The organism is Rhodococcus sp. 06-156-4, from assembly GCF_002259345.1.
Taxonomy (GTDB): Bacteria; Actinomycetota; Actinomycetes; order Mycobacteriales; family Mycobacteriaceae; genus Rhodococcoides; species Rhodococcoides fascians_E.
Window position 1 is genome coordinate 149,020 of record NZ_NPGB01000038.1, and the last position, 24,165, is coordinate 173,184.

A 24,165-nucleotide genomic window follows, 5' to 3' on the forward strand; every position below is an offset into this window, starting at 1 on the left:
AGAATACCATTCGTCTGGATTCGCCGCCTGCGATAGCGTGACTACCGAGACAGAACTGCGGGGCTCAGGTGTGGCCCAGCGCAATAAGCGGCTGCTTCAACACCTACTCGCCTCTGAGCGTTGCCGACACCGATTCCCGTCCGCTTCTGCGGTCGAACGCCGCGAAGCAATCGGCGACAGCGTGCGCCCGATCCAGCGCCGAAGGAAATTCCGCGAGCTGCACATTCCACAATTCGCAGCACACCTCCAGCCGCGGAATGTTGGTTGCGGGGATCCCATGGGCACCGGCGGTCAACGCCGCGATATCTGCGGGCAGGTGGTGCCAACGCGACCGGACACCATGCCGGTGAAAGACCTTGCTCAAAAATGCCGCATGGATCTCCGGATCTGCGCCGCCGAGCGTGTTTCCAGCCAACACATCACTGAGCGCCGCGAGCTCCGTTCCAATGGTCAACGCGTCATGCTGCGCCTTTTCCACCAGCCGTCGACGGTGGTATCCGCTGAGCTGCAGGAATGTTGAATCCGCCCGTTCGAGCTGTGCCGATGTCAAAGGCAGCGCGAGATCCCACACCCTCCCGGATGCACCGTCGATCGCGGCGAGCTCGAAGGCCTCGTGAGCCTCGAACGACGGCCCCGTGGTGTGGACGTCAACAACGACGAGCTGCCGGCCCCTCATCCCCGCAACTCCCCCTGCCACACCGAATCGATACACGGCACACCCACGCCGGCAGTATCGACGTCGAATTCGGTCATCACCGCGGCGAACCTGTCCACGACGTGTCCTACGGCGTCCCCGCTTCCGTCGACGTTCACATCTCCACCGCTCTTGTCTCGCATGATCATTCACCCCCACCGATAGGCCAAGGCCCCTGTTGGCTGTCTCTGTCGATGCACACTAGCGTCAGGACCGGACACCACGAACAGCTCGAATTCTCATCCGCAGGCCAACGGGTCTGCCGTTCAAACGGTTGTCAGCCCTAACTACCAGTGACATCGCCCCCCAACACGAGGACCATCAGAAGCGGCCTGGCCGCAACGACCAGCTCAGCGGGTTCGCGGTTGCACCTCAGGTATCTCCACCCGTCGATTTGAGTCAAGGACGACGAGTTACAGCGGGGGCATGTGCCTGCTGCGACGAACACTCGTGGAGGTTCAGATGGGCGAAATAAAATGCCGACCGTTAATCCTGATCAGGGGGTTCGGCGGCGTCGATGTCGCTGATGATCAGCGTAGTGCGTATCAGGGATACAACGACGGCACGGTCTACCCCACCAAGCGTGGTGACAACTACATCTACGAGGGCTTCCTGCTCCGCGCACTGAAAGCGAAGAGGTACCGCTACACAGACGCGACCAACGTTGTGGGCTACTACGCGCAGAATGTCGAAGGACCCGCCGACACGGGCGAATACGACCCCTCTGATGTAGGCGGCAGCGTTGTCATCGATCCGCGCACGGCCGCGCGCGTTCTCAACGAGGCCACTTCCGGGACGATATGGGTGTACCGATTTTACGACCTCTCGCCGCGGACCCTGGCCCGATACGCGGAAGGGCTGGTCCGCCTCATTTCCCTGATCGAACGGTCGTCAGAACAGCACAACCAGACATTCGACGGCGTCGACGTCATCGCCCGACTAGTAACTTGGGCTTCATCGCCGACCACGAATGGAGCGCTGCCCATAATCGCACTCTCTCGATCCTGCATCCGAACCACGCGCGCCGCACCCACAGTTGTCACGACCACGCAGACCCGTTATACGCTCACTTAGCTGTCTTCCATACATTTTTGCGAGAGGGTTTCTTCACTGTGGCCAAGCTAGAAACGATTCAATTGGTCGACGACATCGACGGATCGGTCATCGACGACTCCGGTGAAACGATCGAGTTCGCGGTCCAGGGCGTCGAGTACGTGATCGACTTGAAAGCAAAGAACGCCAGCGAGTTTCACAGAAAGCTCGACTACTACATCAAGCACGCCGCGCGGGTTGGCGGACGCAAACGTAAACCCTTCCCCGCAACCGCGTCGACGCCTTCGACAGCCGGGACACCGGCCAAGCGTGACCCGGCGCAGACTCGCGCAATTCGGCAGTGGGCGGCGGACAACGGTCACGAGATCGGCGATCGAGGCCGCATCCCCACCGACATCGAAGAGGCGTACAACGCCGCACACTGACAGCCCAGGAAACTCACCTGGCACGTCATCGAACGCCGGATCACCGACGCGCTCCGAACGATGTTGGTCACCGGCTCGACTACCCGAAAGGGCGATTCGGATGTGCGCACGATCGGCTCTGCGATCAGCGGGTGCAGCGGCGATACCCAGTCTGCTGCCGACTGACGTAACAGGCCCAAGGCAAAGACCGCGTCCGGTGTCCGGGCGACCACCCCTGAAGGGCTCACACACATCTCTCGTACGCCGACACCGGTGCCCCACGACAACGTGAGCTGGCCCGGCTCGTCGCCCACTACCGGCCGCGGGTAACCGGCGGAGATCAAGGCTTCCCGGAGTCCCCGCCACCGCTGTTCATACCGCCACTGCACCGGCAGCCGCGATCACGGGCCCCGTCAACCGCAGGACGGTGTCGAGATCGCCGCCGTCACCGAAGCCCCCCGGCCCGGCGGTGGTCGTCACGCCGCACACGATGGCCATGACAGCATCGGCAGTGTCCACCGATATCGTCGGCAGCCTGCCGTTGCTGGTCAGAAGGGCCAGGACCGCGGCCCTGAGAGGGTGGTAGGTCGCGGCCCGTGCGACGTCCTCGTAGTGGAGGTCGGTCCACAACACCGCTGCTGCCCTCAGAGACCAATACCGTTTCGCATGAGTGAAGTAGCCGCCGAGCAAGTCCTGAACATCGGCCACAGTGTCTCCTGTAGACGGGCGATGCGCCCGGAGGAACTCGCATTGTCGAGCAGCCTGGTCGACCACTGCATGAACAACAGCGTCCTTCGATGGGAAGTGGAAGTACATGCCCCCTTTGGTCACCCCTGCAGCCTGTATCAGGTCGTTGACCGTGACGCCGCTTCCCCCACATGCGATGGTTCGAGCCGCACCGGTAATCAACGCGTCACGGGTCCGTTGCGCACGTTTCTGCGGAGGACGCGCGCGATGCTCGGCATTCTCCCGCTCCGAAACCTTCTGATCGGCAACCGTCATGTCACACTCTCTCCGGTCCATCGCCACATAGGACTGCCTTCTACTCCGATTCGCACGCGCGGATCCGACCATCTGTCGGCGACCGAAGCACTACCGTCCCTAGGCGAGGAATTTCGCCATTCCAAAGTCGATCGGCTCCAACAGTCCACGATTATGCCTGCGGAGGTGGACACTTCGAGCACCGGCAAATATTCGGGAGTCGGAACATCTGCTGCCGCGTGAGGCGCAATAGGTACGGAAAAATCTCTCCTTTTTCACCACTCACGTTGCGTCAACCGACCCCAAGTTCTGGATCCGAATACTGTTACGAAATGGATATCAGTGGTGTGGCCTCGATTATCGGAGCTCTCGGTATCGGATCCTTTGCGGGCCAGTACCTGATCGGCAGTCAGCAACGCCGTCAACTGCGTAGCGAGGTTCTCCGGCACTTGGCGAGCACCGAACGCACCCGATGGGCAGGGTCGTCGTCCACTGATCCGTCGTTTCAGCACTTCAAGGACAGTGTCCGCGAGCTTGAGACGGCCGCGATCATTGCACGGGTTCCGCGACGGCCACTGCGTTTGTACATCCAACTGGCCACTGTGGCGCGCCTGACGAGCGACGACGACGTAAAGCAGAAAGACGGTCAGGAAGAAGCCGGGGGAATCAACACTGCGCTGGGGCGATGTGTGCGCTTGTCAGCAGCGCAGCTCAGTCGACTGATGTGGTCGCCGTGGCTCGCCAGAGCAGGCATGAAGCGACGGGTAAACGCGATCGAACGAGAAGCTCAAGGCCTCGACGCTGAGGTCCTCGATGCGGTGGACAGGGCCAAGCAGTTTCACACCTACTACTGAAGCTGCAAAGGGGTTGGTAAACCCGAATTGCAGTTCAGGCGATGCATTTTGCGAACTACCTACGCCGGTAGTCGTGTCCTAGCCTGCAGCGATCGCAGCGACGACGTGAGCTGCGGCGATGGTCTCACTTACTGCAGAACACGCTCGTACCAACGCATCCTGCAATACGACCAGCTCCCGGCGGACACTGCGACCGGCCCCGTAGTGGTCGAAGAGATGCTGGAGGGCGTCAGCGTCGATGACGTCGACCGCGCCGAGATTCGGATTTCCCGCGGCCTGGCGGGCCCGCCTACCGATGATCGACCCCAGCGCGGCTGAATTAGCTAAGGCGGGCAGGGTGATTCGCGTGTTCAGGTATTCGCGAGCCTGTTTGTAGTGGGGGCTGTCGATGTAGTCGTTATGGACGGCGACGACACATGCTGCCGGAAGTCGCTCGGCGATCATCCTCAGAGTCAAGCCGAAGAACATTGCGATCCGCGGCTCCGGATCGACGCCGATACCTGGACGACGTATCCACTGGTCCGTGTCATCGAGCACGAGCGTCGGAATCAAGCCACTGCGCGAAATCAGTTCCAGGACCCTGATGGCCTGATCCACGACATCCTCACCTTGCGATGGTTCGTTCACCACGCTGCCGAGCTCGATCGCGAGATTGCCGGCCAACCATGGGAGACCAACCGAGAATTTGACCGGTCGATGTGGGGAACCTCCACGCATTTCCCGAGCAATCTTCTGGACTGCCCGGTTCTCGTCGAGCTGTTTGGCGATGGTGTTGACCAACAGACGCGGGAATTCAGCCGGATCGGAGACGAGGGAGTCGGTCTGAAATCCCATCCTGATCCTCAGTGCTGCAACGTTTTCGGAGTGAAGAGCGTCCATCACGTACTCGGTGATCGAGGACTTACCCGAGCCACTGGCACCGATCAGAGCCACACGCTCACGCCGCCGAACAGCGTCCATGAAGCGCTGCTCGTAGTCACCACTCACGGGGCCAGTGAGGACGTCGAACGGCACATGGACCTGCCACATACGATCCGGATCCGGCGACGGGTCGAAGGCCTTCGAGTCCCGCAATTGACGCAGTAGGGCGTCACTCATTTCTGGTCCTCCGGATCAGCGTGTTCGGTCCGCAGCCATTCCGCCGGCGGAGTCAACTCGTACACCCGCCGCGGCCGCCCGGGACCTGACGAGACTTCGCTGCTCCGGACCAGCCCCTTCTCGTAAAGTTGCTTGAAGACTTGTACAGCACGAGGACGCGTCCACCCCAACGCGGCCAGCAAGTCTTCATCCGATGCGCTGACCGGGCCCCGCACCTTCATTTCGGCCGCCAGCATCGACGCTGGGCGACCCAAAGCCCAGAGCGCATTGTCTCTATCGGCGAGGGCCAGGTAGTTGTCCTCGTACGACCCGGGGTCCTGCAGGAATCCCCGCAGAGCACTTACCAGATCTCGGGGGTTTCGCCCTACCGCATCAGCGAGGGTGCTGGCTTGCGGTTCCATGTCGATTCCCGCGCGGCGAGTGATCAACTTGATGCTTTCCGTTCTCGAGAGCGGGGGTACGTCGACGATCTTCTCGAAGAATGCATCTGCAGGCGGAGTCAGGAGACCTTGACGGTCACTTTCACGCACCGACACCGCCCACAGGTATCCCGTCGCCCACACCTCATCGCGGTACCGCCCGAACAGTGCGTGCCCGGCCGATGCGGTGACGTCGTCGACGATGATCACCGGATACAGCCGCGTCCCAAGCGGAGCAGTGCCGTCGTCGCTTTCTGCTGCCCACCTCCGAAGCGTGGCGTCGATGAACTGCAGGCGAAAGTCACTCAATCGCCGCAGCAAGACGTCGGGCCCGTCACTGTCGACTGCCGGTTCGCCGGTGACCTGTTCTACGACGCGGGCGAGCACGTCACGGCCGTCCGAGATCCCCTCGACCCGAACGAAGCTCATCGGGAAGTCGCCTTCGCGGCGGGCACCGGTGAACGGCTCTCGGCTGTCGAGCTGCAGCTGTCTAAGCAGCGACGTTCGGCCTGTGCCGCGGTCCCCCGTCACCAGAACGTTGAGCTCAGCGTTCAATCCGTCCCATATCGCGGCGAGTTCGTCTCGCCGGCCGACGAACAGTTCGGCGTCGACGGAATTGTCGAGCAGAGGACGTGCGCTGATCTTCATGAGACTTACAGTACTTACTGTAAGTTTCGTTAGCAATACCTTGCGGGCGGTTGACCACGATCGCTACAACAGATCTGGTACGTCCAAGATCGCGACACCAGTTTCTTCACGCCACCGCTCCAGCAGGTCCGCTCGCTCAGACAGGGTGACCGTGGCCTGGACGGTATGACGATGCTCCTCGCCTGCCACCCCCGCTTGCCCGAACAGTGCAATGCACCGCCGGGCATGTTCGAGGTCGTGGCGGGCCCAGTACCGCAGACCCTCGAACCCGGCCTCCCGTAACGCGGCCGCCCACCGCTGCGTCAGCGGATAGTCGGCGGTAGTAAAGATTTCTGCCGTGACTCCGAGCGCGACACCGGTGTTCGCAGTCAGATCAGCGAGCCTGATATCAGCATCCAACGTGATCGTCGACGCTGCACGCGCATCGACCTCGTATCTCGGCACGACCTGTTGGCCACCGAAAATCTCCAGGAGAGTGACCACTTCGTCTTCGGCCAGGTAGCAAGTCCCATCAGGGGCTTCGAGGTCGAACCTGCCGCCGCCATTCGATGAGTACCACCACGGTCCCAGACTGGCCTGATGCGATCGAAACAGCTCGGCCCCAGCCGGGTAGACGCACGACGGAAATCGCTCCGCCAATTCACCGACGGGCTTGGGCTCGAACAGATGAACGACGGCGCGTTCAGCGCTCACGCCGCAAGCCGACTGACCGCAGCCCGGGCAGCGCGAGCAGCCGTAGGAACGTCCCCGTCGAGAAGTGCTTGCCGAGGTGTACGGCCGTCGAGCTCTGGCTGTTCGGTAGTCAGCCACGCGACCGCCAACCATCCACGCGGGTCCTGCCCCGCCCACACACGCAGCACCTCTTGGATGCCGAGAATCGGCTTCGCCGGTTGGGCATCGGTGAAGCCTGCGGCGGCGTAGCCGTATTTGCCGTTGCTGCCGGTCAACCGAAGAACGCGGTTCTCTTTCACAGCCTTGCTCAAGGCAGCACGCGTCCAACCCGCAACGTCGAGGGCCTGACTGGGGGTCAAGATTTCCCCTACGTGCTCACTCCACGCGCGACGCGCCTTGAGGCCGTTGACGATGCCGCCGAGGCCCGCTATTGCATACGCCAGATCACGCTCGTCCGGCGCGCCACTGGCCTCGACCAGCCGGTGCGCCATGACCTCGAAATCCTTCTCGACAGTGGACATACCCTGATCATCCCCGGCTGTTCGCGTCATGTCAACCATGTCAACCTGAATACAGGGATGTGATCGTTAGCGTGCGGGAAGTGTCGTACCTGGCCGGTACGGTCGGGACGCGAAACTCCTGCGACGGGGCAGAGAGTCGAGGTGGGTTGGGAGCGTCTAAATGTCACCGGTGAGCAAGAAACGCAAGGGTGCAGGCAAGGGGTCAGGGCGATCGCGTAGCGGTCCGGGAGCCGCTGCATTGCCAGAATGGGCGCAGCGGGCCGGGTACGTCACACCACCGGTAGCGGGGATCCGTCCCCCTGCGAATCCTGGCGTGACTGCACCGGCAGAAGTGCAGATCATCGACCGGCATTGCCAGATTTGGCAGGCCTACACCGAGGGCGGTTTTTCCGGCACCTGCATTGCTGCGGTGCGTTGCCTGATTCCGGCATTGCGTGACTACGGGATCGAGGCTGAGCCGTTGGTCGTGTACGGGCAGGTGGCGTGGTCGGACGAGCAGTGGGTGGAGCTGGGAAGCCGCACACCGAAATGGGAGTCGGACACATGGTGGACAGGACACCTAGTGTTGTGGATTCCGGCAATGGGCCGGATTGTCGATCCGACCGTCTACCAAGCAAACCGGCGCGGAATGCCGACAACGATCACTCGGGCTCTGGTCTTCTCGATCGGTTCACTAGATCTGATGGAGACAGCGGGAGTGAACAAGGATGGTGCCCTGGTGCAGTACGAACGAGTCATCGGCGCGGACATGAGTTGGTTCGATCGCGATCACGCCGATCGCGAGGCGATCGAAGATGCCCTCCGAATTCTGCGAAGCGCAGTATCCGACTCACTCGGCAGCAAGGCGGACCGAAAATCTGGTTGGATGGAGACCGCGACCCACCCACCATTGGTGGAAGCCTTACGCCTACGAGGCTTGATCTCCGCAACATAATCCGGTAGCTACGCAATCTTCTCAGCGGTAGGCATCTGACCGGTGTGAGATCGCGGTGACCTGCACGATGCGCTGCCCGGCGTCGATCAGATAGAGAACCCGGTAGGTGCCTCTGCGGGCGCTGTAGGCGGGCGAAAGCGGCGGGGCCAGGGGCTTCCCGACCCGCTGCGGATTCTCCAGCAATGCTCCGGTGATGAACTCGTACACCGCAGCGGCGACCTTCTCGGGAAGAGTGTGACTGATAGCGCGAGACGCTGATCGAGCAATCACAAGCCGATACGGCGCTTCAGGCTCACTCACGCGCGGGTAGACCGGCCAGCGACCCGCATGACCTCGGCCAACTCCTTCGCATCGAGACTGTCACCCTCAGGCAGCTCCGCCACGCCCCGAAGATGAGATGTCAGCAGTTCCTGATCCGATAGCACTGCAATGGTCTCCTGCAGCGCATCGAAATCGTCGGCAGCGAGCAACACAGCAGCCCGGTGCCCATTACGGGTGATCTCATACCGGGCGTGGGTTTGTTCTGCATCGTCCACAATCTTGGACAGACGCGCACGCGCATCCGCGACCGGCAAAGTAGTCATGTACATAATTAGAGCGCAAATAGTGCGAGGGTGCAATTGCCGTTCGACGCGACACAGCACTAACTGGTGACCAAAACCCGAAGTTCGCCCATCCGACTTCAGTGCGCGCGGTCAGCGGCGTGGGAATTTCACCACCGCTCTCGGACTCGCTGCAGCCGCCCGAACATGCCGTAGGTCCTAAGATGCATCGTCGAACGGCCCGAATGCCGCTTCGTCCCAATGCCGTTCGAGCGCCGCGTTCCATTCGTCGATATCCGACGCGGAGAACAGATGCATGTTGTGTTCGGTGAGCAAGAACCCGGTGTCGCGCCATGCTTGGAAGTAGGCGGGGTTCTCCCCTGCTTCGCGGGCCTTGTCGATCAGGGAGTCCACGTCCGCCAACAAGTTCTCCTCACTGATCTCCTGCGGCGTGTCAGCAGCTGGGTCGAAGAACAATGGATCGTTCGGCCCGAGATCTCGGCCGAACTTGTCCCGAAACGCCTGTCGCTGCTCTTCGAGAGAGTCGTTGAGCTCCGCACCACCCACCATGTCCTTGCTCCACGACAGAGTGCGCCCACCGTCGGCGTTGGTGCGCCGTTGCACGAACGAGGGATCACCGCTGCGCTCGAGCACCAGCGCAGCGTGCTGCTCACGTGAGACCCCTTGCTGTGCAAGTCGCTTTCGACGTTGCTGGACCTTGCGGGCGCGTTTGTCGCCGGCGGAGGTACGTTTCGATGTCATACCTCCACCGTCTCAGAGATTCTCCAGAACATCCGGTATTCGGCCGATTGCTAACCTTCACGCTATGAGCGCAATCAATCCGAGGGTGGCGTTCGCTGTACCGATGTTTCTCGAAGCGCTGGCCTTGATCGAGTTGGGCCAGCCTCAGCCCGCTGAAGTCCTGGAACATCCGAAGATGATGGCTACCACGATGCTTACTCTGCTCAGTCATGGCGACGACGCGATCTTGGATCTGGGAGATCTTGCGCTCGCGTCGCTTGCCAGGGCTGCGATCGCGCTCTGCGATGCTCCGACTGAATCGGGTGCTGTGGCGACCTACCAACACGCGTTAGACGCGTGGGGTGAGATCAATGCGAACCCATGATCAGAGCGAGACTGGAACAAAATGACCGGCACCATCACACTTGCGGGGGCGTCCTTCGGAACAGCTCGGACAAGCCCTGCAGAGCCATCGTAACCCGATCTACGATTGTCTCGAATTGTTTGTCCGGCTGAAGAGAATTCAGTCCTGCGGCCGACAGCGCAGTCGTAAATTTCGTGCCCTTCATGTGGGCCGAGCCTGCCGATCGGATTCCCTGAAGCTGGCGTAGGGGTCCGACGAGACCATTCGGGTCGGCACCCAAGTTCTCGACGAGTAGCTGTAGGCAGGCAAGCGAAGGACTATTCGTGTCCGCGCCCGAGGACTCTCGAAGAGTCTTGACATCGAGTGCATCCACGATCCCTTTCGACAGAACCATGACACCGTTGTCGCTTTGGCCTTCGGTTGGATTGGTACACAATGCCAAGGCATCGAACGCACGGAGGTCAGCCGGGCCGAGTTGCTTGTACAACGACTCACCGAAGTAGCCAGTGAACGCCTCGATGAGTTCTGCCTTAGCTCGTCTCAGCCGAGCAGGGTCAGGGCGTTCGTCCTCTACCCACTGGCCCGCTAGGTCCCGCACGCTACGTGTGATGGTTATTCCACCGTTCGGCGGGACGTTGTGTGTGAGCCAGTGCTCTCGCTCGGTCTCGGGTAGCCGGATGAGGTGTCCCAGCCACACCTGGACGAGGTTGGCACCGTTGATGTCGACATCGATGGCCCACCGACCGTGGCACGAGACATCGGTCCGCAGCACCGTGTAGCGGTCTGGGTTGTCGCGGTATCGGGTCAGAACATCCGTGTCGAAGAAGACTGGGGTGAGGTAGTTCGCTTCATCGCGCTCGCAACTCAAACGAACCTCGTCGCCGGTCGAGGGGTCGATGTCAACGATGAACGATTGAAACCGCTCAGGCCTTTGCAGATCGTCGGGGTGCTCGCCAGCGGACGCGAACGGCAAAACTGCCTGTTTCCCAACCAACTGCGCTACGAAACCAGGCCCCCGATACGCGTCCCACGCCGTGTAGGCGAACGCTGCGTCTTTGGTGCGAATCTCAAGGTCGATCCGAGCTTCATGCACGCTGTCGTCAGCCCGAGAATGGGCGTGCTGGATCACCAGGCTCATGCTCCGGGCCGCGAGATACTTTCGGAGGTGCCGTGCATTGACTCGAACCTCGTATTCACCAGGATTCGGTCTGACGATCTCGACGACCTCCTCATCGCGGCCCGCGTGATTAGTTCGATACATTGTCTCGTTCGATCGCGTGATCAGGCCCAACCACCATACGAACGACGGCGTGAATTCGATAACGGGTTCTGTGGTTGCCGATGGCACCCAGGACACGTTGACGAACAGATGAAGGTCGTAGCCATCAGGGTTGGAGGTCAAGCCGTCGCGGAAGGCCGGGAGGCGATCAGAGCTGTAACTGGGCTCGCCGAGGTCGTTGATGGACCAATCGGTAGTGGCGAGGAATTTGCGCTGGTCCGATGTCGCCACCAGAAGAGGTTGAAGCGAGCTGTACTTGATTCCGCTCCCTCGATTCCGTAGAACCGAGATCCACTCGGTCGGCTCCGCCTGGATCTCCGAGAGGTAGCTCCTCAGCTGGAGAATCGTGGGCAAAGCCTCATAGCGCTCAAGTGAGCCGGAATTCGGCAGTGGATCGGTCAGCACCCCCTTGATCGTACGGAGGGCAGGCGACCGGGCTGAGAGTCGACTTAGAATGGGCCACCCGTGCTCGCCCGGATGACTAGGGCTGAGCTGCGACATCCAGTCTCGCCAGCGGGAAAATCATGGTCCGCGGCGACTCCGCCTACGGCAACAGCCGCGTCGTACGCGCCTGCATCAAGTTCTCGTTCGTACTGATCAAGAACCGAATCGTCCAACGAGCGATCGCCTCCATCCCTGACACCGCGTGGACGCCCGTGCGCTACCCGGGAGCGGTCCGCGACCCCGACACCGACGGCTGGATCTCCGACGCCGAGGTCGCCGAAACATCGTTCACCGCTTTCTCTTCCACCGCGTATCCTGTTTCTGCACGGTTGATCGTGCGGCGGGTCAAAGACGCCCGCTACCGCGATGCATTGTTTCCGGTGTGGCGGTATCACCCGTTTTTTACCAACAGCACCCTGCCGACGACGACCGCAGATGTCGTCCACCGTGCACACGCGGTCATCGAGACTGTGTTCTCGGATCTGATCGACGGACCGCTCGCGCACATGCCGTCAGGATCGTTTGGCGCGAGCTCTGCCTGGGTGCAGTGCGCAGCGATCGCCCACAACCTGCTGCGCGCCGCCGGAACCGTCTCCGGCGGGCGTCACGCGAAAGCTCGCGGAATAACGCTACGGCGCAAATCGTCAACATTGCCGCGCGTTTCGTGCGGCCACAACGCACACCCACACTGCACCTGCCGCGACACTGGCCGTGGCTCGATGCGTGGCTTCAATTATGGCGCAACATCATTGGCATCAGCCCACCCACACCCGCCTGATCCTCACCCGACCCGCCGACTCGGCCCGAGCAACGACAATCGTGGAAATGCTGGGTAGACCAGCGGACGAAACACGCCCAACCAGTCCCGACCCCACAATTCGGTCATCGACCACAGTGGGTCACCTCAGTCCGTGGATCGAGGGTAAGTAAATGTGATCCTTGCCACTTTCGGAAAATCATGCGACTGTATGAGGCAATCGCCGTTCCCCTGCAGACAGTGTGATGACGGGAAGTGTGCAGTGACCAGTACCGAGTTCGGACGCAGTTTGAACAAGGATTCCGGCCCCACCAACCAGCCACCTCCAGCCAGCGACGCATCCACGTTGAACGTCGCCTTGTACCCGTACACGCCCGAACCGAAATGGTTCGAGTCCACCATCAGAGCCGCGTGGCACAGCGTCCAACCGGATGTCGCTCTCAATTTCGTCTACACCTACGACTGTTACAAAGGCGATCCGCCGTCCACTGTGGACGTTTTTGCCTACGACTGCATCTTCGCTGATCACATGCGTCAGTTCTGTGTCGAGTTCGATATCGACGGCACCGCAGACTTTTACCCGTGGTCTCTCGCATCGCTGAAAACGGAATCCTCGGAGTATCAAGGAATACCGTATTTAGGGTGCATGCAAATTTTGATTCGCCGTCTCACTGACGCAGCACTGGGTGCGCCGGGGATGACTGTCGAAGAATTACACAAAATCCTCGGCGACGGGGATCCGAAAGCAGTCTGGCCCGCGCAGGGTCAAGGCATGCTGTTGGATTTTACTGGGGGAACGACCGTCGCGTGCATGTACGAGCAGGCCGTCATGGAGGAGTCGGGCCAGTTTCCGCTCACTCCCGCCCTTCCCCCCTGTCCAGGACTCGATCAGCAAGGCCTCGCCGACATGCAGGTGCTGCGAAACATCGCCGGGTACGCCCAGGCGACATATCCCGACTCGGGCTACGACCGAATCACGAAATGGAACCAGCGGATCGGTCGAGCCTTCGTAGGCTTGACCGAAATCTTCCACTTCATCGACAACGTCGACGCCTCGACCTATTCAGTCATGCCGCTGAGCTCCGAACCTATCGAAAAAGTGGGGATACCGCTTTATACCGACGCACTTTCCGTCAATGTGGCCATCGCCCAGGAAAAGCGAGCAACGGCTATCCAGCTCGTGAAGTTGATTGCATCGACCAACGTGATGCTCGAGTGCATGTCCCCAACAGGAAAGAAACCGCAATACCTGGTGCCCACCCGGCAATCGCTGATGAATCAGCTCCTGGCCCGGCAACCCAATTCGGCGGTGTACAACATCATGCGCAACATCATTTCCAACGACATGGCCCATCCATTTCGACTTGGGGCCGATTCCCGTACCTGGCTCGACTCGACCAAAGGCTGCATCAAAACTGAAATCCTCGGGCCACCCCCCGCTGGCGTTGCGGAGCATGTCGGCGAAGACAGCGCCGTGTTCAACGACCCCGCGTACGCTTCCACACCTGCAGGGCTACTTCGCCGCCCGTGACAGGAGTCCGTCGCAAAGTCGTAAGCAATGGCTGGTTGTGCCACGTTTGGTCCTCGCCGTTCGGACACGCGGCAATGGAGTATCGCTATGAGATCCATACATGCGGTCCGGTTGCCCACACCACCGCTGTCTGAGTGTCGCGGGGTTTGCGTCGAAATTCGTCGAACACCGTGCAAGCTTTTGGCTAAGGGATTACCCTGCCGAGTTTCACCCGATGCTCGACTACTACATCGAGCACTCGACGCGGGTCGGTGGCCGCATCGTAAGCCCTCCCCCGCTGCTGCATCGATCACCACAGCTGCCCAGGTAACGGCCAAGCGTGATCGGGAGCAGACACAGTCGACGCTGCAGATCGGCGACCTGGACGAACACGTTTGGCACCGTCTGCTAGCCCAATTTTGGATCATCTACGACACAGCGCAAAGGCGTGCGCGCGAAATTAGTGCTCGCGGCGGACAGCGGACCGCACATTTTGAGGTGCAGCCCCCGCAGTGATGCTGCGGATAGCTCTCTCGTTGGGTGCTGCCCGAACAATGGTGCGATCACCCGCAGCCGATGTCGGGACCACCACCACAGGGCGCGCGCTGGCACGTGGAGCCGACGACCCCGCCGGCGGATTCTGATCTTTCGAGGCCGTCACGCCGACGCCCCCTGCTGCTTCTCTATCTGGCGTCGCACTTCGTCGATCGTGCGGGAACTGCCCTCGTAGTTGCCCACCAGCCGAGGATTGGGACGCAAGGCCACCTTGCGACGCCGCGACGCCGTCGCCGGGCTCGCCGAGCCCACCGGTCGATCAGGTTTCTGCTGCTCGTTCACCGTAGCCATGATGTCCTCCTACATCCGAATGATAGCCGTCACGAGCAACACCAGCACAGATCCAGCCAACAGACCCGTCGTGATCCGCAACCGCATCAGCTTGCTCCGAAGCCGCATCTCTGTCACCTGATAAATCGACACCAGTGTCGACGCGATCTCGAACCGGCCCGTCGTCTCATCGACTGTCGAATACTCCTCCAACACCACTTCCGGATTGAGCCCCGACGCGGTATTGGGTGCAATCACGAATGCCGCCATGATTGCCGCCGCACCGGCCAGGGCAGCACCCGCAACCTCCCACACACCGATCCCCGCGGGATTGCGCAACACGATCCCCACCAGAATGCCCGCGAATCCCAGCAGCACACCCCCGCGCTGATCGATGCTCGTCACTCGGCGTTCCTGAGAATCCAGCGTCCGTTCGATGCTCGCGTGCACCATCTCGATTGCCGCCGGATTCAGCTCGACACTCACCGGGTTGAGCTCGGACGCCATCTCTTCGCCAGCAGCGGAGTCCGGTGAAGCATTTTCGCGCCCACCCCGGTCGTTCGATTCCACTGCTAGCGCCCCCTTTTCGACATCAATTTCGGCTGCGCCGAACCTCGTCGGCCACACCGCACCCATCAGCCGGCGCACCATGACACTCACCGCAATATTGTCTCAGCACACCACCGGCAACGTGTGTGAACACCTCTCACTGCGTCCTGCGTCTTCGAGCGGATCGACGGAGCAGACGACGTCTCAGGTCATCAGGATCGGACATGATGTACATCAAGTACAGCAGCGGCAGGTACATCAGTGTCGCCGGCAGCCGGCCGTTGTGTTGCGCGAAAAGTCGGTCACGGACGGGATCAGGTTTGTCGAACCCGTGTGTAGTGTTCCTGCGCAAACGCATGAACTGACTCACTGCGTCATCGAGTGACAGGGATTTGTCCGCTCCACCGGGCAGCTTCAGAATTACCTTCTCCGACCTACGGTAATTCTTGATGAAGAACCCGTCCCCCACTTCGGTCAACGCTTCCACACCAAAAGCCGCGTACGGAAGCAGGACGGACTGAACATCAGCAGGCATACGTTCTCGAACTTGCTGCAGCGCTTTCGCCGCAACCGAGGGCTTGCACAGTGCCGTGAGATCCCATGAAAGCCAGGTCGCCTCGATCAGGTCCATTGCTGACCACATCAGAACTCCGGCTGCGTAGTCGTCGTGCAGCGATAGCAGCGTCGAGGTAACTCGTTGCAGAAGATCCGCAAATTCCATCAACCGGTTCTGCTGCGCATAGGGGAGGTAGTCACCGTCAGCATCTGCGAACAGGCATGGGTTCAGGAGATGCCCGAGAACAGAGTTCATCTGAGCAACCCACCAAGCGACGGCCGCACCCCACGCCTCCGGTGCCGGCGGCTCCTGCCGCTGGGGAAGGCGACCCACTGGTGATCGGGGAAGTACCTGATGCGCTTCGTACGGAACAGGAGACCTCCCGACAATATCTGTGCCGAGAGTGAAAATCACCGCACCCGACACCCTGTTCGCTTGAAACGCCCATACCCATGGAGACCGTGCGGCCAACAACGGACCGAGATGGCTCGCGGGAATCAAGACACTGCTCAGGATCGACGATCCCGACGCGAAAATGGTCTCATCGACGTCGATCGGCCCGCGTCGTATGTCGTCGAGAAGTTCGGGGTCCTGATTCAGACGTAACACGAAACCAGGAAACCTGATCCGACGGTGCGTGGCGTTGCCATAGCGAACAACGTGGACAGCATGCCGGTCGAACGGATGCTCGTCATCGTCGTCCGAAGTTCCGGCCAACTCCCTACTCGCGTCCTGTACTGCCGCGGACAAGGCTCGATCGCTGGCGGTGATGACAGGTAGCTGGAGTCCGTACAGGAACGATCCCACCGCACCCGCGCTCATCTGTCTGATCGCGCGAAGGCGCTCCTCAACGACTCGCCCATGGTCCAGCCTGGAGACGTAAGGGTCTTGCGGGAGGTCGACGAGCTCGTCATCGACGTCCGCTTCCGAACCCGACAGGGTGCGAACGGTCATAAAATCGACACAGTCCATGCTGGCAGCCGGCTCGGTTAACGCCCACACATCGGGCGCGGACGTGTGGGCGACCTCGAACCCCAACTCTTCCAGGTAGGCCTGCACTTGCCCCCCAGCCAATTCCGGTGGCATCGTGACGTTGACAGTCAACCGTTCAGGCATTCCACCAGCCTACAAACCGGTAAGCCTGGAGTGACTCAATTTCGCACCCGAGGAGCGGGGGCGCACGGCTCTAATTTGTGACCAGGACCTGCAGTTCACCAATCCGAACTTCAGTACGCGAAGTCAGCGGCGTGGGTATGACTCCACCGACCGTCCCGTTGGGTGTCGTCGCTGTCCACGTGACGAGCCAATTCGATGTCGCGGAGACCTTGAATGTCCCACCGGGCTCGGTAGTGGACGTCTTGTGATAAACGATATTGCCGCACGTCGGACTTGGAAGCCCTTGTGCAACATCGGTATACGGCGTGAAGGGCAGTAACGCACCTGGGCACACCGACGGCACGGATCCGTCCCCCCAATTGACGACCACGGACGTATTGACCCCTGTAGCAGAAACTATGACACCCGGTCCTGCTGCAGTTCTGGTCACGGGGCCGACTGTCGATTCCCGTGGGTCAGCGACCCAGAACCAGCCGGGTAGACCAACCAGGCCGACAGCACCTGTGTTTGCGGGGTTCGGGGTGATGCCTATTCCGGGCGGATCCAACTGCATTGCCGTAACCGCTTGGCCGACAACGGTCATAACGTCGACCACCGGAGGCGTAGCCGGCACCCCAACGTCCGGAATTTGAACACACGGACCGGCCGCTTCGCAGGACCATGTTGTGCCGTCATCATTAACGACGTTCACTGCCATCGGGGCACCACTATCAGCATTTCGAACAAGCGTCATATTGGCGGCGTCAGTCGACGGAACGAACTCGAGCGGCGGTCCGGACGGCGCGGCGCTCCCACCACCTCCCCCGCCCACAGCAGCTGGCGCGGATCCAGTCGTTCCACCCCCTGACGGCACACTCGTGTACGTACCTTCGACCACAACTGTCGAACCACCCAAGCCTCCGCCGAAGGCACCGCCAGTTCCGGTGCCGATCCCCGGCTGCGCAAATACTGGGTTCGCGTTGAACACTCCAACTAGAAGCACTGATGCGATAACCCCAAGCGGCTTACGCATGACCCACCGCCCTTATGGATTCCAGTTGCCTACTTGCCAAACCGTCGATCATGGTGCGTCGCATGGGGTACCCGAAGAAGTCACTGCATCGGAAACAATGCGCCAGCCTGATGAATCTGGCCACGCCACGTTCTCCAGAGTCGGCTTGCCCAGCTCCCGCCGGACTCGGTCAGGAGGGAGCACACTCGTGCCGTCCGGACGGATCTGGTCATAGTTCGAGCTGTCGATGCAGACTCGCAATGTTGCCGACGCTTCTTCCTTAATTGGGTTCCCGTCAGCATCCTTTGGTGCCTGCAGTTCCGTCACGAATGCATCTGCGACAGTCGCAGCACCCGTGGAGACAATTCCTTGAGATCGGCGCAGGTTCACGTTTGCCTTCAACTGATCGAGGATCTTTCCACTCGCAACAGAGTCCAGCATGTTGATGTCTACAGCAGGATCGCTCTCGACCTTCGCGAGAACGGCGAAGAACTCATTCACCTTTGCTGTTGCCTGCTCGGTCGCCTGTTGTTCCGGGGACTTTTCGACGCCCTCTGGTCCCGTGAGGACCGGCTGCGTGGTGGTCGTTACGGGGGTCGCCTCAATGTCACCGCTCCCGCATGCGACGCTGATGCTTGCAGCGGCTGCTACTGCGAGGATTGCCGCGCCTGTGCGACGTCGTGTGCTGATCATCGTGGACCCCCTACGTTGTTCTGTGCGTTGTACTGCGATAACGATAATGGTGCGGCTGTTTGGACCGTAACGTGCTTACCGGACACTTCAGACACCTCGATTGACGCGACTGCTATCAACTGGCTATTGCTCCGATCCGGTAGAGGGCGTTGCCGCCATTGTGGAATTGCGCGAGGGCGCGCAAGAGTTCGTCGGTTTCGGGTTCTGGGTCGACATCGATGTCGGCGAGGTTCGCGAGCAGTTGGTCGATCAGCTCCTGGGTCTTGCTGATCTCGTCGCTCCCGTGGGTAGCGATGATCGCCAGTCTCCAGAGACCTTCTCGGAACGGTTCGACGGTGACGCCGCGGTTTGCGGTGGTGAGCGCGGCGGAAAGATCTCCGGTCTTTATTTGTCTGGTGGCGAGCTCTTCGAGGGCATCCGCGAGGGTCGAGATCATGTGCTGCTGTAGGTTTCGTGCCCACCCGTAACGGTCTGACCGTGTCCCGGCGAATGGTTGATCGTTTACCAGTTCTGCAGCCGTCCGCAATTCCGCATCGGTGGCGGCGGCCGGAGTGGTGTCGATCAGTTGTTGCCAGTAGTCCCAGTCCGATCGGACATCGGGGTGCAGTCGGTAGCCGGTGCGGCCGGTGCGGTCGCCGTGCTTCGGAAATGCCTGCTCACCGTTCTCTGTCTCTCCCAACCAATTTCGCAGTCTCGAGAGGTAGTTCTGGCGTCGTGTCGCCTTCTTTTTCGGCTGATCCTCCAGAGGGAGTTTGTCGAAATTGTCTGCAGGCCAGATCTTTTTGTCGATGGAGTCGTGTTTGATTCCCGGGTGGATGGAGAGAAGAGCGGCGATCTCGGTTAGGAGTACTTCACGGCCGTCCTTGGGTGGCTCCCCGGTCGGGGTGGTGACTGCTGGTTTCCCGAGAAGATGGAGCCAGAGATGTCCCGGGGCCGGTACGTCACCAGCGACAGGAGCGATGGGTGGGGCCTGGTCGTCGTACCTGATCGCTTCTGGGGATGTCCACTGCGCGGCGTCCGGGCTGTAGGTCGGAACGTTTGTGACGTCGGGGGCGGTCTCCGATGCGGTAGTTCCGTTCAGCAGCAGCTGGTCGGTGGGGTCGATCGTGGTGACGGAGTCGAGGAAGGTCTCAGCGCTTTCGGCGTCGGTGAGGTGTGCGTCGATTTCGGCTGCAGCCCAGGGGTCGTGCATGGACGACTCTGTGGGGATAGCTGGCTGTGTGGCGGTCGCGAGGTAGGCGGTAATGCCTTCATATTGGTCCGGCTCGAGAAATGCTGGCTGGAATGCGAAGCCGCCGTCGGTGTCTCGTTTGACAAGGCTTGCGGTGTTGCGGTCGACGATGTCGAGTGTCCACGCGGCCTGGGTGTTCTCGCTGGCGGTGCTGGCGGTGCTGGCGGCAGCGAACGCCACGCGCGGTGTGGCGGCCAGGATCTGATCGAGTGATTGCTGTTGGTCGGCCGTCAACTGACTCGCGATGAGAACTACTTCGGGGGCGGTCATTTCGCTTGTGTCGTAGATCGAACGGGCCGCTGCAATGCTGTCGATGTGTTGTTCGACGAGGGTGTCTTGGTCACGTTCGGCTTGTCGGGCGAGTCTGGCCAGCACTTCGCCTGGTTGGTCGGTGTGCTCGATTCGACCGTTGCCGAACAGTTCGGGGAGCTCCTGTCCGAAACCGATCAGCGTCAGGTGCAGATTGTCGGCGAGCGGGGATTCGACGAGTTCGAGGGCCAGGGCCTGGAGAGTGCCGCGGGCGTGCTCTGGTGAAGCTGAGACGCCGAGGTAGCCGAGTTCTTCCAGGTTGAGAAGAACTTGGGTTCGGTCGTCTGTGGAACCGAGTGTCACGAGCGTGGGGTACGGGCTGATTGTGGTGGGTGCTGGGGCGATCCGGACGTCGGCGGGGAGGGTCCAGGTGCCGGTCTCTGATCTGAGCCACTGGTCCGGCAGTACGGAGTCATCAAGGATTACTAGCTCCACCGCATCGGGACCGATGAATGCGCCGAGTAATGCCGGCAGTGCGTTGCCCTGTGTCCGAGCGTGTTCGGCGATAGTCCTCAGTGCTTCGTCGAGCCGCGTGAGGACGTTGTTGTCCGCTGCAGAATGAATCTGTTCTTCCACAACTGCTGCAGCGCCCCAGGTTTGAGGGAGGGTCTCGCCTCTGCGGCGATCGTGCTGTTGACGGTGCCGGCGCAGCCCGAAGGCCCCAGCCAGTCCGATGGCCGCTAGGGCTGAGATACCGAGCCACAATGTGCTGTTCTGATCCTCGGAGACATCGCTTGGCTGCGCAGTGGCGGCGATATATACCGGGTCTGTCGTCGATGTATTCAGTGGGATCTGGGTGGCTGGCTGAGTCGGGGCGGGAGCTGCAGCAGGACTGGGTGACGACGTCTGCGCTGGAGCAGGCATTTGAGCGGGTGCCGGCCCGGGTGCCACAACATCTGCGCCCGCGGACTCAGCAGCAGGTTCGGAAGCTGCCACCGGGGCGGGAGCCTCTGCTGGCTCAGGGGCGGCCACCGGAGCAGGCGCTGGCTCAGGAACCGCCGACGGGGCGGGGGCCTCTGCCTGCTCAGGGGCTGCTGGAGCAGGCGCTGGCTCAGGAGCCGCCGCTGTCGGAGCAGGTAGCTGTGACGAAGCGCTGTTGAGTTCGATGCCGAAAATCTTCGCAGCGGCGGCGGCAGCGGCCTGCGCTTCTGCCTGAGCCTGTTCGTCACCGCCCGGAACCATCTCCGCTTGTTCCGGAACGTCGGTGCCACCCAGGAGAGGTGCAGCGGAGGACAGTTCAGGCGCTGCTGCGGGGGCCGGTTCAGGAGCGGCAGCCGGAGCCGGTTCGGGAGCGGCAGCGACCGGGGCCGGTTCAGGAGCGACGGTCGGTTCGGGCACAGCAGCAGGTACAGGAGCGGCAGCAACCGGGGCCGGGTCGGGGGAAGCAACCGGACCCGGTTCGGGCGTGACGGTCTCGGCGGTTTGATCGTTGACGGTGAGCTGCTGGCCGACGTGGATGATTGTCGACGGTGCAGTTCCGTCGGCGTTGATGATTTCTTTGTAGCGGTGTCCGTCACCCAGATGTTGCTCGGCGATGCTCCAGAGACTGTCGCCTTCTCGAACTGTGTAGGCCCCGTCGACGGTTGTGGGTGCGGCGGCGGGGAGCTGAAGTTTCCATCCTGGTTGCAGCCATCCGTCGACGGTCAGGACGTCGGCGTTGAGTTGCTTGATCTCGGTGTATCGAAAGCCATCGCCAAGGTGGCGTTCTGCGAGTTTCCATAGGCTGTCGCCCTGCTGCACCGTGATGGTTTCCCCGTTGATGGGGCGGGCGGGGGCTTCTGCTGGATGCGGTTGGCTTTGTTGCGTTACTTGGATCGGTGCCGAGTGGGCAGGGGCGTCGAAGAGCGGTAGTGCTGTGGCGGTGAGGGGTTGGGCTGTGGCGGTGCCCGCTGTTACCAGCATGAGCGCTCCGCCTATGAGAACGGAGGCGCTTCGCTGCTGGAAGCCGAGGCCTCGGAGTTGAGGTGCTTTGATGCCGCGTAGTGCTGCGACGAGTTCGATGACGGTGCTGAAGGTGAAGGTGGCCCAGGCGAGCCAGCCGATCCAGGTCACGAATCCGAGGAAGAGTGATCCGTCGTCTTGGGTGGTCAGAGCTGTTTTGATCTGGTCGAGATCGGGCAGCGTCGTCGGTATTGGGTTGCCGCGGAATGTCCACAGTGCGAGCGGAATTCCGACGACGAGGACGAGTAGGACGATCAGGTAGAGCAAACCAGTCAAGCGCCGTCGGATGGTGGTCATGCGGGTGTCCTTTCCGATGGCTGCAGGGTGGCCGGGGTCGTGCAGCGTTGCGCCGCGAGCTGTCGAATCACGTCCTCCGTCTTCTCGTGGAGTTCTGCGACTCGTCTGCTCTGCGGTCGATTGGTCATGGTGTGCCGGGGATTCCGAGGTTGGTGCGGTTCAGGTTGACGGTGGCTGTTCCGATGATCTGCTGTGGCCCGACGCCGATCAAACCGAGGACACGGGGTTGGTAGGTCGTTGTGGTGGTGATCAGCAGTGTTGTCGGTCCGGTCTGCACGACGACGCCGGGGATTCCTGCTGCGGCAAGGTATTTGGTGGCTTTGGCTTGGGCTGTCAGCGGGTTGACGACGACGTTGGTACCGCGGACTGCGAGTGGTTCGATGATGGCTTGTCCTGCCCCGCGGGCTGCTTCTTCAGCGACTTGCTCGGCGCGCTGCTTGGCGTAAACTTTGCCGCCGCCGTCGACGACGAGACCCATCATGATCAGCAACGCCATGGCTGTGATGACGCTCCACATGGCGATGGTTCCGGCGTCGTTGTGCGCGTCTCGCCGTGTGCAGGCGGCCACCGCCCGGCGTAGTGCTTCGGTCATCAGGCGCGCTCCCGGTAGGTGTCGACGGGTGAAGTCGCGGTTGCTGTGATGGTCCGTGAGCCCATGACTTGCGGGAATCCGAGTGCGTCGAGGGAGATGACGCACGTGACGGTGGCCGAGACGGAAGCCGTGACGCCGGGGCGAGTTCTGAATCCGCCGAGGTCGGTGTTGACGTTGAGAGCGGAACAGGTGAGCCCTCGTGCTGCCAGGTCGTTTCGCGCGGCTGCTTGCGCATCGGGGGCTGCGGAGAACGCCGTTCGCGCGATGGAGGCGGTACGCGCGGCCTCGTTCGCGGCGTGGACTACTTTCTGGTGCGCTTGCGCGAGAACGCCGAAGGTGACGATCAGTGCGATCAGGAACAGTGTGGCGGGGGCGACGATGACAGTCTGCAGGGCCGATCCTCGGTCGTCGGCTCTGGCTGCGGCTGCCAGCTGGCGCAGTTTGTTCGCGGTGTTCATCTGGTTCCTGGGGCAGTGACTCGTTCAACGGGAAGCGTCTCGCTGACATTGATGTCGAGGGAGAAGAAGGGGATGAGGCGGATGGGTTGTCCGGTGATCTGGACAGTTGCTTCTCGCAAGCCTCGGTTGACGACAATGACGGGTGCTCGAAGGGTCGTCGGGCCGGCGGTGGATGCGAAGGCGTAGCCCGCCGCTGTTCCGGCCGCAGCGCTGCCGAATTGCGATCGCGCTTGTCGTAGAGCTTCTTCACCGGTCGAAATCGCTACGGTCCGTGCGTGAGCGTAGAGAGCTGCCTGGATTGCGATGAGGAAGAGCAGTAGGACGACGCCGAATACCACGACTGTTTCGAGGGCTGCGCCGCGGTCGTCTCGACGTATGCGGGTGAGCCATTCGCGTAGTGGTACATGTGTGTCGGTGAGCAACGCTGGTCCTCCCCTGTCTCGTTGGGCGAGTGGTGGGGTTACTGGATTCGGTTGAGGTAGCGCTGTGCAACCACGGTGATTCCGGCGACGATAGCGATGGCGAGGATGACGAGGCCGGCGGTGATGACGACGGTCTCCATGCTGTAGCCCTTGTCGCTTTTGCGTCCGCCGGCGCGCTCGGTCATCCGGGTATAGGAGAACAGTGCCAATGCGAACAGTGTTGCGGTGGTTGCTGCGATCCGGTTTGCGATTGTGCGCGATGCTGCCATG

The 24,165-nt window shown here is 61.4% G+C and carries 26 protein-coding genes and 1 pseudogene; 7 read left to right on the top strand and 20 right to left on the bottom strand.

The genetic code is table 11. From position 1 onward, the window contains the following. Positions 1 to 103 precede the first annotated feature (103 nt). A complete protein-coding gene (locus CH290_RS28560; RefSeq protein WP_139278538.1) occupies positions 104 to 571 on the bottom strand; it encodes a hypothetical protein in 468 nt (155 codons plus the stop codon). Between the two features lie 101 nt (positions 572 to 672). Continuing rightward, on the bottom strand, positions 673 to 837 hold the full coding sequence (locus tag CH290_RS30480) for a hypothetical protein (RefSeq protein ID WP_155289035.1): 165 nt from the start codon (positions 835 to 837) through the stop codon (positions 673 to 675). Positions 838 to 1,156: 319 nt separating this feature from the next. Here CH290_RS30480 and CH290_RS30880 point away from each other — a divergent pair, with 319 nt between their 5' ends. Together CH290_RS30880 and CH290_RS30885 are read left to right on the top strand one after the other, a co-directional pair. Beyond that, positions 1,157 to 1,768 (top strand): hypothetical protein, encoded by a 612-nt coding sequence (locus CH290_RS30880; protein WP_230620873.1) that lies wholly within the window; start codon positions 1,157 to 1,159, stop codon positions 1,766 to 1,768. Positions 1,769 to 1,806: 38 nt separating this feature from the next. Further along, complete coding sequence (locus tag CH290_RS30885) at positions 1,807 to 2,172, top strand: histone-like nucleoid-structuring protein Lsr2 (protein ID WP_015586104.1); 366 nt, start codon at positions 1,807 to 1,809, stop codon at positions 2,170 to 2,172. 351 nt (positions 2,173 to 2,523) lie between these two features. Here the strand turns inward: CH290_RS30885 and CH290_RS28570 are convergent, their stop codons facing one another. Beyond that, positions 2,524 to 3,153 carry a TetR family transcriptional regulator gene (locus tag CH290_RS28570; protein WP_015586103.1) on the bottom strand — a complete coding sequence of 210 codons (630 nt, stop codon included), beginning with the start codon at positions 3,151 to 3,153 and terminating at the stop codon, positions 2,524 to 2,526. 311 nt (positions 3,154 to 3,464) lie between these two features. Between CH290_RS28570 and CH290_RS28575 the strand changes: the two genes are divergently transcribed. Further along, entirely contained in the window at positions 3,465 to 3,986 is a 522-nt protein-coding gene (locus CH290_RS28575; RefSeq protein WP_015586102.1) for a hypothetical protein, read from the top strand. 78 nt (positions 3,987 to 4,064) lie between these two features. Here the strand turns inward: CH290_RS28575 and CH290_RS28580 are convergent, their stop codons facing one another. The 4 genes from CH290_RS28580 to CH290_RS28595 form a co-directional block, all read right to left on the bottom strand. Then, a complete protein-coding gene (locus CH290_RS28580; protein ID WP_032364995.1) occupies positions 4,065 to 5,084 on the bottom strand; it encodes a P-loop NTPase family protein in 1,020 nt (339 codons plus the stop codon). Further along, on the bottom strand, positions 5,081 to 6,151 hold the full coding sequence (locus CH290_RS28585) for an ATPase AAA (protein WP_015586100.1): 1,071 nt from the start codon (positions 6,149 to 6,151) through the stop codon (positions 5,081 to 5,083). The genes CH290_RS28580 and CH290_RS28585 overlap by 4 nt, the downstream gene beginning before the upstream one ends. A gap of 63 nt (positions 6,152 to 6,214) precedes the next feature. Continuing rightward, positions 6,215 to 6,844: an RES family NAD+ phosphorylase gene (locus CH290_RS28590; RefSeq protein ID WP_015586099.1), complete on the bottom strand. Its 630-nt coding sequence runs from the start codon at positions 6,842 to 6,844 to the stop codon at positions 6,215 to 6,217. Then, entirely contained in the window at positions 6,841 to 7,344 is a 504-nt protein-coding gene (locus tag CH290_RS28595; protein ID WP_015586098.1) for a hypothetical protein, read from the bottom strand. The genes CH290_RS28590 and CH290_RS28595 overlap by 4 nt, the downstream gene beginning before the upstream one ends. A gap of 313 nt (positions 7,345 to 7,657) precedes the next feature. Here CH290_RS28595 and CH290_RS28600 point away from each other — a divergent pair, with 313 nt between their 5' ends. After that, positions 7,658 to 8,278 carry a hypothetical protein gene (locus tag CH290_RS28600; protein ID WP_032364994.1) on the top strand — a complete coding sequence of 207 codons (621 nt, stop codon included), beginning with the start codon at positions 7,658 to 7,660 and terminating at the stop codon, positions 8,276 to 8,278. A gap of 21 nt (positions 8,279 to 8,299) precedes the next feature. Here CH290_RS28600 and CH290_RS28605 read toward each other — a convergent pair whose 3' ends face one another. From CH290_RS28605 to CH290_RS28615, 3 genes are all read right to left on the bottom strand, one after another. Continuing rightward, on the bottom strand, positions 8,300 to 8,485 hold the full coding sequence (locus tag CH290_RS28605) for a type II toxin-antitoxin system RelE family toxin (protein ID WP_306436852.1): 186 nt from the start codon (positions 8,483 to 8,485) through the stop codon (positions 8,300 to 8,302). Positions 8,486 to 8,574: 89 nt separating this feature from the next. Beyond that, positions 8,575 to 8,862: a type II toxin-antitoxin system Phd/YefM family antitoxin gene (locus CH290_RS28610; protein ID WP_230591632.1), complete on the bottom strand. Its 288-nt coding sequence runs from the start codon at positions 8,860 to 8,862 to the stop codon at positions 8,575 to 8,577. Between the two features lie 177 nt (positions 8,863 to 9,039). Beyond that, a complete protein-coding gene (locus CH290_RS28615; RefSeq protein ID WP_015586094.1) occupies positions 9,040 to 9,582 on the bottom strand; it encodes a hypothetical protein in 543 nt (180 codons plus the stop codon). A 64-nt stretch (positions 9,583 to 9,646) separates the two neighbouring features. Between CH290_RS28615 and CH290_RS28620 the strand changes: the two genes are divergently transcribed. Next, complete coding sequence (locus tag CH290_RS28620) at positions 9,647 to 9,946, top strand: hypothetical protein (RefSeq protein ID WP_015586093.1); 300 nt, start codon at positions 9,647 to 9,649, stop codon at positions 9,944 to 9,946. 34 nt (positions 9,947 to 9,980) lie between these two features. Here the strand turns inward: CH290_RS28620 and CH290_RS28625 are convergent, their stop codons facing one another. Beyond that, positions 9,981 to 11,609 carry a hypothetical protein gene (locus CH290_RS28625; RefSeq protein WP_052049375.1) on the bottom strand — a complete coding sequence of 543 codons (1,629 nt, stop codon included), beginning with the start codon at positions 11,607 to 11,609 and terminating at the stop codon, positions 9,981 to 9,983. 110 nt (positions 11,610 to 11,719) lie between these two features. On the opposite strand from CH290_RS28625, the pseudogene CH290_RS28630 reads away from it, so the two are divergent. Together CH290_RS28630 and bcmE are read left to right on the top strand one after the other, a co-directional pair. Further along, a pseudogene (locus tag CH290_RS28630) lies at positions 11,720 to 12,426 on the top strand (transposase); the annotation flags it as partial. Positions 12,427 to 12,667: 241 nt separating this feature from the next. Next, positions 12,668 to 13,936, top strand: a complete 1,269-nt coding sequence (gene bcmE / locus CH290_RS28635) for a thiamine pyridinylase (protein WP_032364993.1) — start codon at positions 12,668 to 12,670, stop codon at positions 13,934 to 13,936. 636 nt (positions 13,937 to 14,572) lie between these two features. Here the strand turns inward: bcmE and CH290_RS28640 are convergent. From CH290_RS28640 to CH290_RS28680, 9 genes are all read right to left on the bottom strand, one after another. After that, positions 14,573 to 14,761: a hypothetical protein gene (locus CH290_RS28640; protein ID WP_015586087.1), complete on the bottom strand. Its 189-nt coding sequence runs from the start codon at positions 14,759 to 14,761 to the stop codon at positions 14,573 to 14,575. Positions 14,762 to 14,770: 9 nt separating this feature from the next. After that, a complete protein-coding gene (locus CH290_RS28645; RefSeq protein ID WP_139278539.1) occupies positions 14,771 to 15,400 on the bottom strand; it encodes a hypothetical protein in 630 nt (209 codons plus the stop codon). A gap of 46 nt (positions 15,401 to 15,446) precedes the next feature. Beyond that, the gene (locus CH290_RS28650) at positions 15,447 to 16,961 is read right to left on the bottom strand and encodes a hypothetical protein (protein ID WP_015586085.1); all 1,515 of its coding nucleotides are present in this window, start codon (positions 16,959 to 16,961) and stop codon (positions 15,447 to 15,449) included. Between the two features lie 1,060 nt (positions 16,962 to 18,021). Next, positions 18,022 to 18,645 (bottom strand): hypothetical protein, encoded by a 624-nt coding sequence (locus CH290_RS28655; protein ID WP_015586083.1) that lies wholly within the window; start codon positions 18,643 to 18,645, stop codon positions 18,022 to 18,024. Between the two features lie 115 nt (positions 18,646 to 18,760). Next, a complete protein-coding gene (locus CH290_RS31010) occupies positions 18,761 to 22,423 on the bottom strand; it encodes an AfsR/SARP family transcriptional regulator (RefSeq protein ID WP_015586082.1) in 3,663 nt (1,220 codons plus the stop codon). A 124-nt stretch (positions 22,424 to 22,547) separates the two neighbouring features. Next, complete coding sequence (locus CH290_RS28665; protein WP_015586080.1) at positions 22,548 to 23,015, bottom strand: pilus assembly protein TadG-related protein; 468 nt, start codon at positions 23,013 to 23,015, stop codon at positions 22,548 to 22,550. Beyond that, the gene (locus CH290_RS28670) at positions 23,015 to 23,473 is read right to left on the bottom strand and encodes a TadE family protein (RefSeq protein WP_015586079.1); all 459 of its coding nucleotides are present in this window, start codon (positions 23,471 to 23,473) and stop codon (positions 23,015 to 23,017) included. Before CH290_RS28670 ends, CH290_RS28665 begins: the two co-directional genes overlap by 1 nt. Further along, positions 23,470 to 23,895 (bottom strand): type II secretion system protein, encoded by a 426-nt coding sequence (locus tag CH290_RS28675; protein ID WP_015586078.1) that lies wholly within the window; start codon positions 23,893 to 23,895, stop codon positions 23,470 to 23,472. The genes CH290_RS28670 and CH290_RS28675 overlap by 4 nt, the downstream gene beginning before the upstream one ends. Before the next feature lie 38 nt (positions 23,896 to 23,933). Further along, positions 23,934 to 24,164 (bottom strand): hypothetical protein, encoded by a 231-nt coding sequence (locus CH290_RS28680; RefSeq protein ID WP_015586077.1) that lies wholly within the window; start codon positions 24,162 to 24,164, stop codon positions 23,934 to 23,936. Position 24,165: the final 1 nt, after the last annotated feature.